11 protein-coding genes and 1 riboswitch are annotated in these 12,849 nt (G+C 73.9%); of the genes, 7 read left to right on the top strand and 4 right to left on the bottom strand.

The window, feature by feature from the left end:
- Positions 1-103: 103 nt before the first annotated feature.
- The 5 genes from E6R60_RS15610 to E6R60_RS15595 all read left to right on the top strand — a co-directional run bounded on the left by E6R60_RS15610 (position 104) and on the right by E6R60_RS15595 (position 5,439).
- Complete coding sequence (locus tag E6R60_RS15610; RefSeq protein WP_136327154.1) at positions 104-2,005, top strand: acyl-CoA dehydrogenase; 1,902 nt, start codon at positions 104-106, stop codon at positions 2,003-2,005.
- Complete coding sequence (locus tag E6R60_RS36740; RefSeq protein ID WP_168713616.1) at positions 2,002-2,178, top strand: hypothetical protein; 177 nt, start codon at positions 2,002-2,004, stop codon at positions 2,176-2,178. The genes E6R60_RS15610 and E6R60_RS36740 overlap by 4 nt, the downstream gene beginning before the upstream one ends.
- A gap of 110 nt (positions 2,179-2,288) precedes the next feature.
- Positions 2,289-2,475: riboswitch (cobalamin riboswitch) on the top strand.
- A 62-nt stretch (positions 2,476-2,537) separates the two neighbouring features.
- On the top strand, positions 2,538-3,578 hold the full coding sequence (locus E6R60_RS15605) for an ABC transporter substrate-binding protein (RefSeq protein WP_136327153.1): 1,041 nt from the start codon (positions 2,538-2,540) through the stop codon (positions 3,576-3,578).
- Between the two features lie 59 nt (positions 3,579-3,637).
- Positions 3,638-4,654 (top strand): iron chelate uptake ABC transporter family permease subunit, encoded by a 1,017-nt coding sequence (locus E6R60_RS15600; RefSeq protein WP_240802595.1) that lies wholly within the window; start codon positions 3,638-3,640, stop codon positions 4,652-4,654.
- Entirely contained in the window at positions 4,651-5,439 is a 789-nt protein-coding gene (locus E6R60_RS15595; protein ID WP_136327151.1) for an ABC transporter ATP-binding protein, read from the top strand. Before E6R60_RS15600 ends, E6R60_RS15595 begins: the two co-directional genes overlap by 4 nt.
- A gap of 170 nt (positions 5,440-5,609) precedes the next feature.
- Here E6R60_RS15595 and E6R60_RS15590 read toward each other — a convergent pair whose 3' ends face one another.
- Positions 5,610-6,659 (bottom strand): PRC and DUF2382 domain-containing protein, encoded by a 1,050-nt coding sequence (locus E6R60_RS15590; RefSeq protein WP_136327150.1) that lies wholly within the window; start codon positions 6,657-6,659, stop codon positions 5,610-5,612.
- Between the two features lie 244 nt (positions 6,660-6,903).
- On the opposite strand from E6R60_RS15590, the gene E6R60_RS15585 reads away from it, so the two are divergent.
- The gene (locus E6R60_RS15585; RefSeq protein ID WP_136327149.1) at positions 6,904-7,650 is read left to right on the top strand and encodes an adenosylcobinamide amidohydrolase; all 747 of its coding nucleotides are present in this window, start codon (positions 6,904-6,906) and stop codon (positions 7,648-7,650) included.
- A 56-nt stretch (positions 7,651-7,706) separates the two neighbouring features.
- A complete protein-coding gene (locus E6R60_RS15580) occupies positions 7,707-8,612 on the top strand; it encodes an NAD(P)-dependent oxidoreductase (RefSeq protein ID WP_136327148.1) in 906 nt (301 codons plus the stop codon).
- 218 nt (positions 8,613-8,830) lie between these two features.
- Here E6R60_RS15580 and E6R60_RS15575 read toward each other — a convergent pair whose 3' ends face one another.
- The 3 genes from E6R60_RS15575 to E6R60_RS15565 all read right to left on the bottom strand — a co-directional run bounded on the left by E6R60_RS15575 (position 8,831) and on the right by E6R60_RS15565 (position 12,733).
- A complete protein-coding gene (locus E6R60_RS15575; protein ID WP_136327147.1) occupies positions 8,831-10,096 on the bottom strand; it encodes a sulfite oxidase in 1,266 nt (421 codons plus the stop codon).
- Between the two features lie 106 nt (positions 10,097-10,202).
- Positions 10,203-11,366, bottom strand: a complete 1,164-nt coding sequence (locus E6R60_RS15570; RefSeq protein WP_136327146.1) for a homoserine O-acetyltransferase — start codon at positions 11,364-11,366, stop codon at positions 10,203-10,205.
- A 5-nt stretch (positions 11,367-11,371) separates the two neighbouring features.
- Positions 11,372-12,733, bottom strand: a complete 1,362-nt coding sequence (locus E6R60_RS15565; RefSeq protein WP_136327145.1) for a bifunctional o-acetylhomoserine/o-acetylserine sulfhydrylase — start codon at positions 12,731-12,733, stop codon at positions 11,372-11,374.
- Between the last annotated feature and the right edge of the window lie 116 nt (positions 12,734-12,849).

Here is a 12,849-nt window from a genome sequence, read left to right as displayed (position 1 = left end):
CGGGTGAGAACGGCAGCCGGGACCGCTGCCGTCGGCCGACGGCGAGGGGGCGCGAAAGCAGACGCCGGGGTGTCCTCGGCGATTCCCGATCGTTGCCGCTTTCATGAACGCCATCTTCGACAGCGCCGCCCCCTCGGGAACCGGGAACGGGCGAGTCACCGACCTGCTCAGCACCGTGCTGTTCGGCTCGGATGCCCGCCGCGAACACGGCTTCTGGCGCCGCCTCGTCGCCACCGAGCCGTTCCGCCGGCCGCTCTGGCCGCCGCCGGGCCCCACCTCAGACGAGCGCCTCGCCCTCGCCCACGCACGGCTGCGCGCGCTCAACGACGCCCTGGACAGCGCCGCGCGCCCCGCCGCCGACCCGCGTGCCCTGGCAGCCCTGCACGAGTGGCTCGCGCCGGTGGACCCGGCGCTCGCCACCGTCGCGGGCATTCACTACAACCTCTTCCTCGGCAGCCTCCTGGACCACGACGCCGGCAGCTTTCGCGACCTGTCGGACTTCCTCCGGCTGCGACGGATCGGCACCTTCCTCTGTACGGAGGTGGCGCACGGCAACGACGCGGCCGCCGTGGAGACGACCGCCACCTACGACCCCGGCCGGGACGGGTTCGTCCTGCACACCCCGAACGCCGGCGCACAGAAGTTCATGCCCAACACCAGCCCGGCCGGCGGCCCCAAGTCGGGTCTCGTCGCCGCCCGGCTGATCGTCGGCGGCGCCGACCACGGCGTCTTTCTGCTGCTGGTGCCGCTCACGGACGCGTCGCGGGCCCTGCCCGGCATCCGGGTGCGCCGGCTTCCCGCCCGGATGGGCAGTCCGGTCGACCACAGCCTGACCTCCTTCGACCAGGTCTTCGTGGGCCGGGGCGCGCTGCTCGGCGGTCCTCAGGGGAGGGTCGGCGACGACGGGGTGTTCCGCAGTGAAACGGAGGGACGCAGGCGCCGCTTCCTCACCTCGATCGGGCGGGTCGTCACGGGCCGGATCTGCATGAGCGCCAGTGCGGTCGGCTCCGCGCGCGTCACCCTGGCCCTCGCCGTCCGCTACGGAGGCCACCGCTTCGTCTCGGCGGGCCGTGCGGCGCCGCCGGTGCCGGTCCTCGCCCACCGCAGCCACCACGGTCCGCTCGCCGAGGCCATGGCCACCGTCTTCGCGATGAGTCTGCTGCACCGGCGCGTACTCGACCGGTGGGAGAAGGCGGCCTCGCGGCCGCCGGCGGAGCGGGAGGCGGCCGAGCGGCTGGTCGACATCGCCAAGGGATGGATCACCTGGCAGGCCCGGGACGTCATCGTCGAATGCCGGGAGAGGTGCGGTGCCCAGGGGCTGCTGGAGAACAACGGGATGACCGAACTCGTCACCGGGATCGAGGGCGCCATCACCGCGGAGGGCGACAACCTGGCCATCTGCTCCCGGGCGGCCGCCGGACTGCTCGCCGACGCGGTACGGGCCCCGCAGGAGGAGCCGGACCCCGAACCCGAGAGCGGCGACCTCGCCGACCTCCGGTTCCTCGGCCGGCTCCTGGACCAGGTGGAGCGCATCCGGTGGGCCCGGGCCGCCGCACGGTTGGCGGGGGCGGAGCACGGCGACCCGCTGGAGCGCTGGAACGCGGCTTCCGGGCCCGCCCTGCGGGGGGTCGAGGCCCATGCGTACCGGCAGGCGGCCCACGCGTACGACCACGCGATCACCGCCCTGCCCGACGGCGAGGCCCGCGACCGGCTGGGCGAGCTGGCCCGGCTGTTCGCGCTGAGCTGGGTCGCGGCCAACAGCGGGGACCTGCTGGCCGCCGGCCACCTGACCGCCGGCCAGGTCGAGGGGCTGACCGATGCCACCGAGCAGCTCGTCGCCGCCGTGAGCGGCCACCTCCCGGAACTGGCGGAGTCCTTCGCGCTGCCCCCGGAACTGCTCGCCGACTGGCCCATCGCCGGAGCCCGCTACACGGACGCGTACGACGACCCGGGCGCCTCCTGGCACACCGAAGCGGCCCGGGAACCCTCCGGGAGCGCGCGATGACCGGCCCGCCCCGGCGCGCGGCCGCCGCGCTCGGGCACCGGGCGGCGGACGCGGCGGGGCGGCTGGGAGTCCGGATCGTCCTGCTGGCGTTCTGGGGGACCGCGTCCGTGCTCTCCCGGTGGGGCGAAGGGCCGCGCAGCCACGAGGGCGAATCGGTTCGCCGCGACGGGTGACCGGAGGGACACCGCCCCGCCGCTCCGGCGCGGGGCGGTGCGCCCCACCGCCCCGGCCGCCCACCGTCCCGTACCACCGGCGCACTGCCGCTGAGCTGCGCGGAGGCTCGTGGTAGCGTGCCGGAGCCAGTCGAACTCCACGTAGGGGTCAGGGAATCCGGTGCGAATCCGGAACTGACGCGCAGCGGTGAGGGGGACGGGCGGGGCCACGGCCACTGGGAGAGCGATGTTTCCCGGGAAGGCGTCCCGTCCGCGTGAACCCGAGTCCGAAGACCTGCTGGCACCCGCTGTCCGGCACCGGGCGGCGGAACTCCGTACAGCGGGCCCCGCGCATGGGCCCAGAGACGCCGAGGTACTCCGTGCCGCCCATAGCCGGCCCCGCCCGCTCCGCCGCCCTGCTCACCGCCGCCCTGCTCCTGTTGACGGCCTGCGGCGGCGGCACGGACGGCACCGCCGCCAAGTCCCCGGGAGCCGACGGCTATCCGGTCACCCTGAAGAACTGCGGACGGACCGTCACCGTGGACGCGGCGCCCGAGCGCGCCGTTCCGGTCGACCAGGGATCGACCGAGATCCTGCTCTCGCTCGGCCTCGCCGACCGGCTCGCCGCCACGGCCACCTGGACCGACCCGGTGCTCAAGGGTCTCGAGAAGGCCAACGCCGGCGTGCCGAGGATCTCCGACAACCGCCCCTCGTCGGAGAAGGTCCTGGACCAGGAACCCGACTTCGTCAGCGCCTCCTTCGAGTCGACCCTCGCCAAGGGCGGGGTCGCCCCCCGCGAGCAGTTCGAGAAGCTCGGCGTCCCCACCTACGTCTCGCCCGCCGACTGCACCGCCAAGGACAACAGCAAGGACGGCGACGGCGTCCGGACCGGCCCGCTGACCATGGACAGCGTCTACGCCGAAGTGCGCGAACTGGCCCGGGTGTTCGGCGTCCCCGGGCGCGGCGAGAAGCTCGTCGCCGGACTGCGCGCCCGCGTGCGCGAGGCGACGGACGGCATCGACGCCTCCGGGACGTCCCTGATGTACTGGTTCGCCAACTCCGAGTCCCCGTACCTGGCCGGCTGCTGCGGTGCGCCAGGCATCATCACCCGGGAACTCGGTGCGGAGAACGCCTTCGACGACACGCACGAGGAGTGGCCGCAGATCAGCTGGGAGACCGTCGCCGACCGCGACCCGGACGTGCTGGTCATCGGCGATCTGACCCGCAAGTCGCAGACCGCCGAGAGCGCCGCGAAGAAGATCGCCTTCCTGGAGTCCAACCCGGTCACGAAGAACATGGACGCCGTCCGGCACAAGCGTTACGTGCTGCTCAGCGGGCAGGCCATGAACCCCACCATCCGGACCGTCGAGGGCGTGGAGCGTATCGCCGCCGCTCTGCGCACCTTCGGGCTCGCCCGGTGACGGACACCGGACAGGCCCTCGCACCGCGCGAGGACGCGGGCCCGGACGCCCGTCCCGCCCTGCGGAGCATCCGCGACGGGCTGCTGTGGACCGGCGGGATCCTGCTGCTCGCGCTGTCCGTCGCGGTCGCCGTCACCATCGGACCGGCCCGGATATCCGTCGGCGACGTCTGGTCCGCGGTCGCCTCCCACCTCGGCGCGGGGGAGTCGCGGCTGAGCCCGATCCGCGACGGCATCATCTGGAACCTGCGCATGCCCCGCACGCTGCTCGCCGCCGTCTGCGGTGCGGGGCTCGCGGTCTGCGGCACCGTCATGCAGTCGCTGCTGCGCAACCCGCTCGCCGACCCGTTCGTCCTCGGCGTCTCTTCCGGGGCGTCGACCGGCGCGGTCGTGGTGGTCGTCCTCGGCGTCGGCGGGGGAGCGGTGTCCCTGTCGGCCGGGGCGTTCATCGGGGCCCTGTGCTCCTTCGCGCTGGTCATGCTGCTCAGCCACACCCTCGGCGGCAGCACCGACCGGGTGGTCCTGTCGGGGGTCGCGGCCATGCAGCTGTTCTCCGCGCTCACCTCCTTCGTCGTGATGACCGCCGCCGACGCCGAGCAGACCCGCGGGGTGCTGTTCTGGCTGCTGGGCTCGCTCGGCGGCGCCGGCTGGAGCGATGTGTGGATCTGTTCCGCCGTGCTCGCCGTGACGCTGCTGATCTGCCTCGGCCACGCCCGGACGCTCGACGCCTTCGCCTTCGGCCAGGAAGCGGCGGCCGCCCTCGGCGTCCATGTCGGCCGCACCCGGATCGTCCTGCTCTGCACGACCGCGCTCCTCACCGCCGCACTCGTCAGCTCGGCCGGCGCCATCGGTTTCGTCGGACTGGTGCTGCCGCACGCGGCGCGCGCTCTCACCGGCTCCGGGCACCGCAGGCTGCTGCCCGTCACCGCCCTGTCCGGGGCCGTGTTGCTGGTCTGGGTCGACACGCTCGCCCGGACCGTCCTGGACCCGCAGGAGGTTCCGGTGGGAGTCGTCACCGCGCTGATCGGGGTGCCCGCCTTCGTCCTGGTCCTCCACCGCACCCGGCGGGCGCCGTGACCGGGGCCGTCCCCGCCGGTCTGCGGGCCGACCGGGTCAGCCGGGAAGCGGGCGGCCGCCTCATCCTGGACGGCGTCTCGCTCGCTCCGCCGCCCGGCGCCACCTTGGGGCTGATCGGCCCGAACGGCTCGGGGAAGTCCACCCTGCTGCGGATACTGTCCGGGATCCTCGCCCCGGACGCGGGCCTGGTCACCCTCGACGACGATCCGCTGTCCGCCGTCGGCCGCCGCACCGTGGCCGGACGCGTCGCGGTGGTCGACCAGCACGCCGTCACCCAGGTCGAGCTGAGCGTCGTGGACGTCGTACGCCTGGGCCGCATCCCGCACCGCCGCGCCTGGTCGGCGCCGACGGCGGCGGACGAGAGCGCGGTGCGCGAGGCCCTGGAGCGGACCGGTCTCGCCGACCGCCGCGACCAGTCCTGGCACACGCTGTCCGGCGGCGAGCGCCAGCGCGTGCAGATCGCCCGCGCGCTCGCCCAGCAGCCCCGGGAACTCCTGCTGGACGAACCGACCAACCACCTGGACATCCAGCACCAGCTCGAACTGCTGACCCTCGTCACCTCGTTGCCGCTGACCGCCGTCATCGCCCTGCACGACCTCAATCTGGCCGCGATGTTCTGCGACCGGATCGTCGTGCTGAACGAGGGACGGGTGGTCGCGGGCGGCACACCGTCGGAGGTGATCACCGAGGAGCTCATCGCCGACGTCTACCGGGTGCGTGCCGTCGTGACACCGGACGGCCCGCAGGGGCGGCCGTCGGTGCGCTTCCGCCCGGAGCGGCCCTGACGCCCCTGCCGAGGCCGGCCGGGCCGGGGCCGGCAGTCCCTGCCGCGGGCGAAGGTCACCGGCCGGGCGCTCCACCCCGTGGAACCGCAGGAGAACGCGAAGGGCGGGCCCCGGCGCGGGGCCCGCCCTCCACTGGTGCGGTTCGGCCGTCCGGCACGGTGCGCCGGAGGTCAGCGGCGTCGGCCCTGGCCGAATTCACCGCCCATGTCCTTGCCACCCATGTCCTTGCCGCTCTTGGTGGTGCCGTCCGCGTAGTCGATCTGCTCCTTGCGCAGTTCGGCGGAGACTTCCTTCTGCTCGGTCACCTTCTGTGTCTCCATCCGCACCCGCTCGACCGGCACCGTCTCCTTGCGCATCGTGGCGCGTTCGGCGTGCAGGGTGACCTCCACGTCCTGCTCGGTGAGGTCGGCCCGGCCGGTTGCCTTGTCGCCCGGCCGGAGCGGTTCGCGGACCACGCGCACCTCTTCGTGCGACACGGGAACGGTCCTGGTGACGTTCTCGGTGACGACGTACTTGTGGAGGCGGGCCTTGCCGCTCTCGTACTCCTCCGTGCCGATGTGCAGCTGTTCCTCGGAACGGATCAGTTCCTCCTTGCCGCCGGGATCGGCGGAAGAGCGCTGAGTGCCCGCACCGGCTCCGGCCAGCGGCCGGGACGTGCCCGAGGTCTCGGTGTCACGGTGCCGGCCGGTTCCAGTCCCGGCGCCCGCGCCGGCCATGCCGGCCGAGGTGGTCCGGTCGGTTCCTGAGGTGCGGCCCGCGCCTGCGGCGCCCGCGGCCCCGGCACCGGCTGCCGCTCCGGTCCCGGCCGCGCCCATGGTGCCCGTGCCGGTCGTGGTCGGAGCGTCGGCACCGGTGGTGCCGCCGGCCCCGGAACGGTCGCCGAGATTGGCCTTGGTGTTCCGGGTCAGGCCGTAGTGCCGGTAGAGCTCTTCCTCCTCGGAGACGGAGAGATGGGCGTCCGCGTCCACCCGCGGCGCTTCCTTGACCTGGTCCTTCGGATGCGAGATGTGCAGGTCGGAGCCCACGCGGCGGGCTCCGGCGAGGGGCACGAAACTCTCCTTCATGCCGAACAGGCCGGTCTTCACCGTGATCCAGTCCGGCCGGCCGGTGCTGTCGTCGACATACACCCGCCCCACGTTGCCGATCTTCTCGCCCTCGGTGTCGTACACCGTCAGGCCGTCGAGCTCTCCGGAATCCGTGAAACCGTCAGCGGCTCCCATAACCGATCCCTCCTCGCCCGGGCGCGTCCTGTGGGTGGGTCCAGCAGGGGAGGCGCGTCCGGATTCCATCGCGCCTCACCCGGATGGACGCTGCAACCGCCCAGCACGCGCGGTCCGGGTGCCGCACCCGGGCACAGGGGCGTGCAGCCCCGGTGTGATGCCTTTGCCGGGCCCCTGCACGAATTAGGCCAATCGAGTGAACGGTCCCGGAGGGCGCCCTCCGGGGAGCCCTGCCCCGGCGCCTATGATCAACGGGTCCCCGTGCCCGACCGACGGGGCGCCGACCACCGACCTGCCGCACCACCGGGGGTGTCCCATCCGTTCCGTACGCGTCCGGCTGCCCGAACAGCGTGGCGAGCTGCTGGCCAGGTGCGAGGACGGCCGGGAGCTCCACCATCTGGTGTGGCGGCTGGGATCCGGGTGGCGGGTGTGCAGCAGTGCGGTACTCGGCGGCGGTATCGGCCCGCGTGACTGGATCCTCAACGCGCAGGTACCCGGTGGCTATCCGCGCATGGACCCCGACCGCCACCTCGCAGAGATCGCCGCCGTCGCGCGGCTCACCGGCCCGGGGGCCGGGCTGATGACGGCCGCCGATGTCACCGCGTACACCGTCGCCACCGACGGGGGCGTCACCGCGACCGCCACCTGCGGCCTGGGCGTACGCGGCTGGGCTGCGGCAGAGGCCGAGGGGGACGGGGGGCCGCGGGCACCGGGGACGGTCAACATCGTCGTCACCGTTCCGGCGCCCCTCGCCGACGCCGCACTCGTCAACGCCGTCGCCACCGCCACCGAGGCCAAGGTGCAGGCGCTCCTGGACGCCGGACTCGACTGCTCCGGCACCCCCACCGACTCCGTCTGCGTCGCCGCGCCCGCACCCTCCGGGGACACCGGTCCCGGTGAACCGTTCGCAGGGCCCCGCTCGCGCTGGGGCGCACGACTCGCCAGGGCCGTACACGCCGCCGTCCTCGAAGGCGCGCTGCGGCAGACCTGAGCATCCGCAATGCCGCGCGCCCGTACCGGCGCGGCCGATGAAGGGAGAAACCCCGCATGACCTCAGCAGCCGACGCCGTCCCGCAGCGCTCGTCCGTCGCCGTCCTCGGCACCGGGATCATGGGTTCGGCCATGGCCCGGAGCCTGCTCCGAGCCGGTCTCAACGTCCGGGTCTGGAACCGTACGCACGCCAAGGCGGCACCGCTCGCCGCCGACGGCGCCACCGTCGCCGACACCGCGGCCGAAGCCGTGCGCGGCGCCGGCGTCGTCCTCACCGCGCTCAACGACAGCACCGCCGTCGCCGCCGCGCTCACCGCCGCATCCGACGGCCTGCACCGCGGCCAGGTCCTCCTGCAGACCTCCACCGTCGGGTCGGAAGCCACCGCCGAGCTGGCCCAGCGCGCCGCCGACCTCGGCCTCGTCTACCTCGACGCCCCGGTCGCCGGCACCAAGCAGCCCGCGGAACAGGGCATGCTGACCGTCTTCGTCTCCGGCCCGTCCGCCGCCCGCGTGGCGATCGAGCCCGTACTCGACGCGATCGGCCAGCGCACCGTCTGGGTGGCGGAGGAGCCGGGAGCCGCCTCCCGGCTCAAGCTCGTGGTCAACACCTGGGTGATCAACATGGTGGGCGGCGTCGCCGAGTGCCTCAACCTCGCCGAGGGACTCGGCGTGGACCCCCAGATGTTTCTCGACGTCATGAAGGGCGGACCGCTCGACACCGCCTATCTGCACGGCAAGTCCGCAGCCGTCCTGTCCGGCGACCTCACCCCGAGTTTCGCCGTGACCACGGCCCTCAAGGACACCCGGCTCATTCTCGAAGCCGCAGGCCACGCAGGCGTCCGGCTGGACCTGACGGAGGCCTCGGCCGCGCGCTTCGAACGCGCCCAGGCGGCCGGGCACGGTGACGAGGACATGATCGCCACCTACTACGCAGGCCGGCCCCCGGAGAAGGACGCCGGCTGACGGCCGCCGCCGCACGGCCACGGGGTGCGGGGAGGACCGCCCCGCACCCCGCCCAGGCATCGGTGCCGTGCCGTCAGACGACCTGGGCCCTGCCCCCGGCATACGCGCCCTGCCGTCGATGACCCGCGTGCTGCCCCAGGCATGCGCGCCCTGCCGTCAGACGACCCGCGCGCTGCCCCGGCATCCGCGCCTGCCCACCCCGGCATCGCGTCCCGCCGTCAGACGACCCGCACCTCGTGCCGGACCACCGCGTCGAACAGATAGCCCTGCGTGTTGTGCACGGCGACGTCCGGCTGGGTGCGGCCCGACCGGTCCGTCGCCCGGGCCAGCAGAACCGCCGGCCCCCGGGTCCCGGGCACCCAGTCGGCCGACCAGCGCACCCAGCTCCCGCTCCGCGGTTCGTCACGCAGCCGCGCCCGGCGCCACCGCGCGCCTCCGTCGGTGCTGACCTCGACCGCGCGCACCGGAGCGCCGCCCGACCACGACCGCCCCGTCAGCACCTGGCGCCGATGGGCGGGGAATTCCGCCCCCGGCGCCAGCTCGAAGGCGCTCTTCAGCGTCTGACGGGTGAGCGGCGCACTCCCCTCGGCCGGGTAGCCGGGTCCGAACAGCCGGTAGAGAGCGGTGTTCCAGGGGGAGACCAGGGGCTGCGCGCTCACCTCGATGTCGCCGACCCACTTGATGTTCGCGATCCCGACCCAGGACGGCACGATCAGCCGCACCGGATGGCCGTGGTCGGGAGGCAGCGGCTCGCCGTTCATCTCGTACGCGAGCAGGACGTCGTCCAGCGCCTTCGCCACCGGCAACGGCCGGCGCACGTGCCCGAGGTTGATCCCGTCGCTGACCACCTCGCCGTCGAGGCCGCGCGGCAGCACGTCGACCGCGTGCCGGGTGATGCCCGCGCGGCGCAGTACATCGGCGAGCCGCACCCCGCGCCAGCGGGCCGTGCCGATCGCGCCCAGAGTCCATGCGGTCCCGCTGACCGGCTGGCCCTGCTGCGTCGCGTAGTAGCTGCGGGCGTTGCCCGCGCACTCGACGAACGAGGTGCGGGTCACCGAGGGCAGAGCGCGCAGTTCGTCGTACGTGAACTCCACCGCCGGGCCCTTCAGTCCGTCGCCCCACACCCTCAGCCGCCAGTCGGCCGCCGCGATCCGCGGGGTGACCGTGTGGTTCCGTACGAAGAACCGCTCGGCCGGCGTGAGCAGCCCCGTCTCGCGGAGCGCGGCGAAGTTCGTCTCGGCGTTGGTGCCCCGCACCGTGAACACCTCGGGCGGCAGCGGCTTCACGATGCCCGGGGCGGTCGCGGTGGCGGAGGCCGCCTGGGCGGGGGTGGCGAGCCCGGCGAGCGGGGCCGCCACCGACGCCGCAGCGACCAGCCGCAGCAGATCGCGGCGCTCGATTCCCGCGGAGCGCGCGGTGCCGTGGGCCCACTGGCGCAGCCGCATCCGGTCGTAGGCGGCTTCGGACGGCGGAACAGATGGCATGGACAACTCCGGGGAGGGGAGGGGAGGGGAGCGGATCGGGACGAGGCCGTGGACGTGATTCGGGGGGAGCCGGGGCGGGTCAGCGACCCAGAAGCGGCTCGTCGGGTCAGTGACCCAGAGGCGGCTGGTCGGGCAGCAACTCCCGTACGAGCGCGCCGACCTGGTCCGTCTCGGTCAGGAACCCGTCGTGACCGTGGAGCGACTCCACGGTCCGGAGCCGGTCGGCTCCCGGCAGCAGCGCGGCCAGCTCGGCCTGCTGCGCGGGCGGATACAGCCGGTCCGAGTCGATCGCGGCGACGAGCGCGGGCATCCGGGCCCGGCGCAGCGCCTGCCGGACACCCCCGCGGCCCCGCCCGACATCGTGCCCGTTCATCGCGCCGGTCAGCGTCACATAGCTGCCGGCGTCGAAGCGGTGCACCAGCTTGGCCGCGTGGTGGTCGAGATACGACTCCACCCGGTACCGCCCGCCGTGCCACGGATCCTCACCGGGCTGCGGCGCCCCGCCGAACCGTGCGGCCAGCTCCGGCTCGCTGCGGTAGGTGACATGGGCGATCCTGCGCGCCAGACCGAGCCCCCGGTGCGGCCCCTCGCCGGGTGCCGCGTCGTGGTAGTGGCCGCCGCGCCAGCCCGGATCGGAGCGGATCGCGGAGATCTGCAGCGACCCCCAGGCGATCTGCTCCGCCGAGGCCGCGGCGGGTGCGGCCAGAACCAGCAGCGCCCCGGTGCGCTCCGGCAGGCCCACCGCCCATTCGAGTGCGCGCATGCCGCCCATGGACCCGCCGATCACCGCCGCCCATCGTCCGATGCCGAGTGCGTCCGCCAGTGCCACCTCGGCGGCGACCTGGTCACGGACCGTCAGGTAGGGGAAGTCGCCGCCCCACCGGCCTCCTCCGGGCCGCCGGGAGGCCGGGCCGGTACTGCCCTGGCAGCCGCCGAGCACATTGGGCGCGACGACGAACCACCGGTCCGTGTCCAGCGCCCTGCCCGGTCCGACCAAGGCGTCCCACCAGCCCGCCGTGGGGTGCCCGGGCTCGGCGTGCCCGGCCACATGGCTGTCCCCGGTCAGGGCGTGGAGCACCAGGACCGCGTTGGAACCGTCGGGGGCCGGCCGGCCCCAGGTCTCGTACGCCAGCCGGACATCCGGCAGGGCGCCGCCCGACTCGAGCGGCAGCGGGCCGTTCGCCCGCACCCAGGAACGGCGGCCGGGCGGATCCCCCTCCCGCCGGCCGCCCGTGGCCGGCGGGAGGGCGGGAGCGGAGGAGAGGGCCATCCGGTTCAGGACGCGGCCTTCGCGGCGCGGAACCCGGCCTCCAGGTCGGCCTTCAGATCGTCCAGGTTCTCCAGCCCGACGGAGAGGCGGACCAGTCCCGCGGTGGCCCCGGTCGCGGTCAGCTGCTCCTCGGTCAGCTGGCTGTGCGTGGTCGACGCGGGATGGATGATCAGGCTCCGTACGTCACCGATGTTGGCGAGGTGGCTGAACAGCTCGACCGCGTCCACGAACCGCTTGCCCGCCTCCACCCCGTCGCGCAGTTCGAAGGAGAGCACCGCTCCGGCGCCACGGGGCAGATAGCGGCGCCCCGCCTCGTACCACCTGCTCGACGGCAGCCCCGCATAGTGGACGGCCGACACCTCGTCCCGGCCCTCCAGCCACTCGGCGAGCGCCAGGGCGTTGGCGGTGTGCCGCTCCAGCCGCAGGCTCAGCGTCTCCACGCCCTGCAGCAGCAGGAAGGCGGAGTGGGGCGAGAGGGCCGGCCCGAGGTCGCGCAGCAGCTGCACCCGCAGCTTGACGGCGAAGGCACTGGGCCCGAGGTCCGGCCAGTAGCGCAGCCCGTGGTAACTCGGGTCGGGGGAGCTGAAGTCCGGGAACCGCTCGGCGTGCGCCCCGAAGTCGAACGTACCGCCGTCGACCACCACCCCGCCGATCGTGGTGCCGTGCCCGCCGAGGAACTTCGTCGCGGAGTGGATGACGACGTCCGCGCCGTGCTCGATCGGGCGCAGCAGATAGGGGGTGGGAACGGTGTTGTCGACGATCAGCGGCACCCCGGCCGCGTGCGCCGCGTCGGCGACCGCCCGGATGTCGAGGACGTCGCCGCGCGGGTTGCCGAGCGTCTCCGCGAACAGCGCCTTGGTGTTCGGCCGGATCGCGGCCGCCCATGCGTCGATGTCGTCCGGGTCGTCGACGAACGACACCTCGACGCCGAACCGGGGCAGCGTGTGGCGCAGCAGGTTGTACGTACCGCCGTACAGCGAGGTGGAGGAGACGATGTGGTCGCCGGCTCCGGCCAGCGTCAGCAGGGCGAGGGTCTCCGCCGCCTGCCCGGAGGCGAGCGCCACCGCGGCCACCCCGCCTTCCAGGGCGGCGATCCGCTGCTCCAGCACGTCCTGGGTGGGGTTGTGGATCCGGGTGTAGATGTTGCCGGGTTCGGCGAGCGAGAACAGGTCCGCGGCATGCTGGGTGTCGCGGAAGACGAACGACGTCGTCTGGTAGATCGGGACCGCCCGGGCGCCGGTCGCCGCGTCGGGAGCGGCCCCGGAGTGGATCTGCTTGGTCTCGAAGGACCAGGCGGCCACGGTTCGCTGACGCTCTGCGTCTTCGGGGGTGTGACCTGCGGTGACGGAGTCGACGGGCTGGCTCATGGTGGTTCCTCTGCGGTTCTCGTACGGAGCGGAGCCGGCCGGTGGCCGGGGCGGGGGTCCGTGGCCGGACCCGGCCGGGCATCGGGGCCGGGGTGCGGGAATCGTCGCTGCGCCGG

The sequence above is a fragment of the Streptomyces sp. A0642 genome (assembly GCF_004795105.1).
Taxonomy (GTDB): Bacteria; Actinomycetota; Actinomycetes; order Streptomycetales; family Streptomycetaceae; genus Streptomyces.
Note: the sequence above shows the minus strand (reverse complement) of the source record. Positions and strands in the feature narration are given on the sequence as shown.

Excerpts from the sequence above, each read along its gene's own strand:
- E6R60_RS15610 (WP_136327154.1), top strand. The coding sequence starts at position 104 with ATGAACGCCATCTTCGACAGCGCCGCCCCCTCGGGAACCGGGAACGGG.
- E6R60_RS36740 (WP_168713616.1), top strand. The coding sequence starts at position 2,002 with ATGACCGGCCCGCCCCGGCGCGCGGCCGCCGCGCTCGGGCACCGGGCG.
- E6R60_RS15590 (WP_136327150.1), bottom strand. The coding sequence starts at position 6,659 with ATGGGAGCCGCTGACGGTTTCACGGATTCCGGAGAGCTCGACGGCCTG.
- E6R60_RS15585 (WP_136327149.1), top strand. The coding sequence starts at position 6,904 with ATGATCAACGGGTCCCCGTGCCCGACCGACGGGGCGCCGACCACCGAC.
- E6R60_RS15580 (WP_136327148.1), top strand. The coding sequence starts at position 7,707 with ATGACCTCAGCAGCCGACGCCGTCCCGCAGCGCTCGTCCGTCGCCGTC.
- E6R60_RS15575 (WP_136327147.1), bottom strand. The coding sequence starts at position 10,096 with ATGCCATCTGTTCCGCCGTCCGAAGCCGCCTACGACCGGATGCGGCTG.
- E6R60_RS15570 (WP_136327146.1), bottom strand. The coding sequence starts at position 11,366 with ATGGCCCTCTCCTCCGCTCCCGCCCTCCCGCCGGCCACGGGCGGCCGG.
- E6R60_RS15565 (WP_136327145.1), bottom strand. The coding sequence starts at position 12,733 with ATGAGCCAGCCCGTCGACTCCGTCACCGCAGGTCACACCCCCGAAGAC.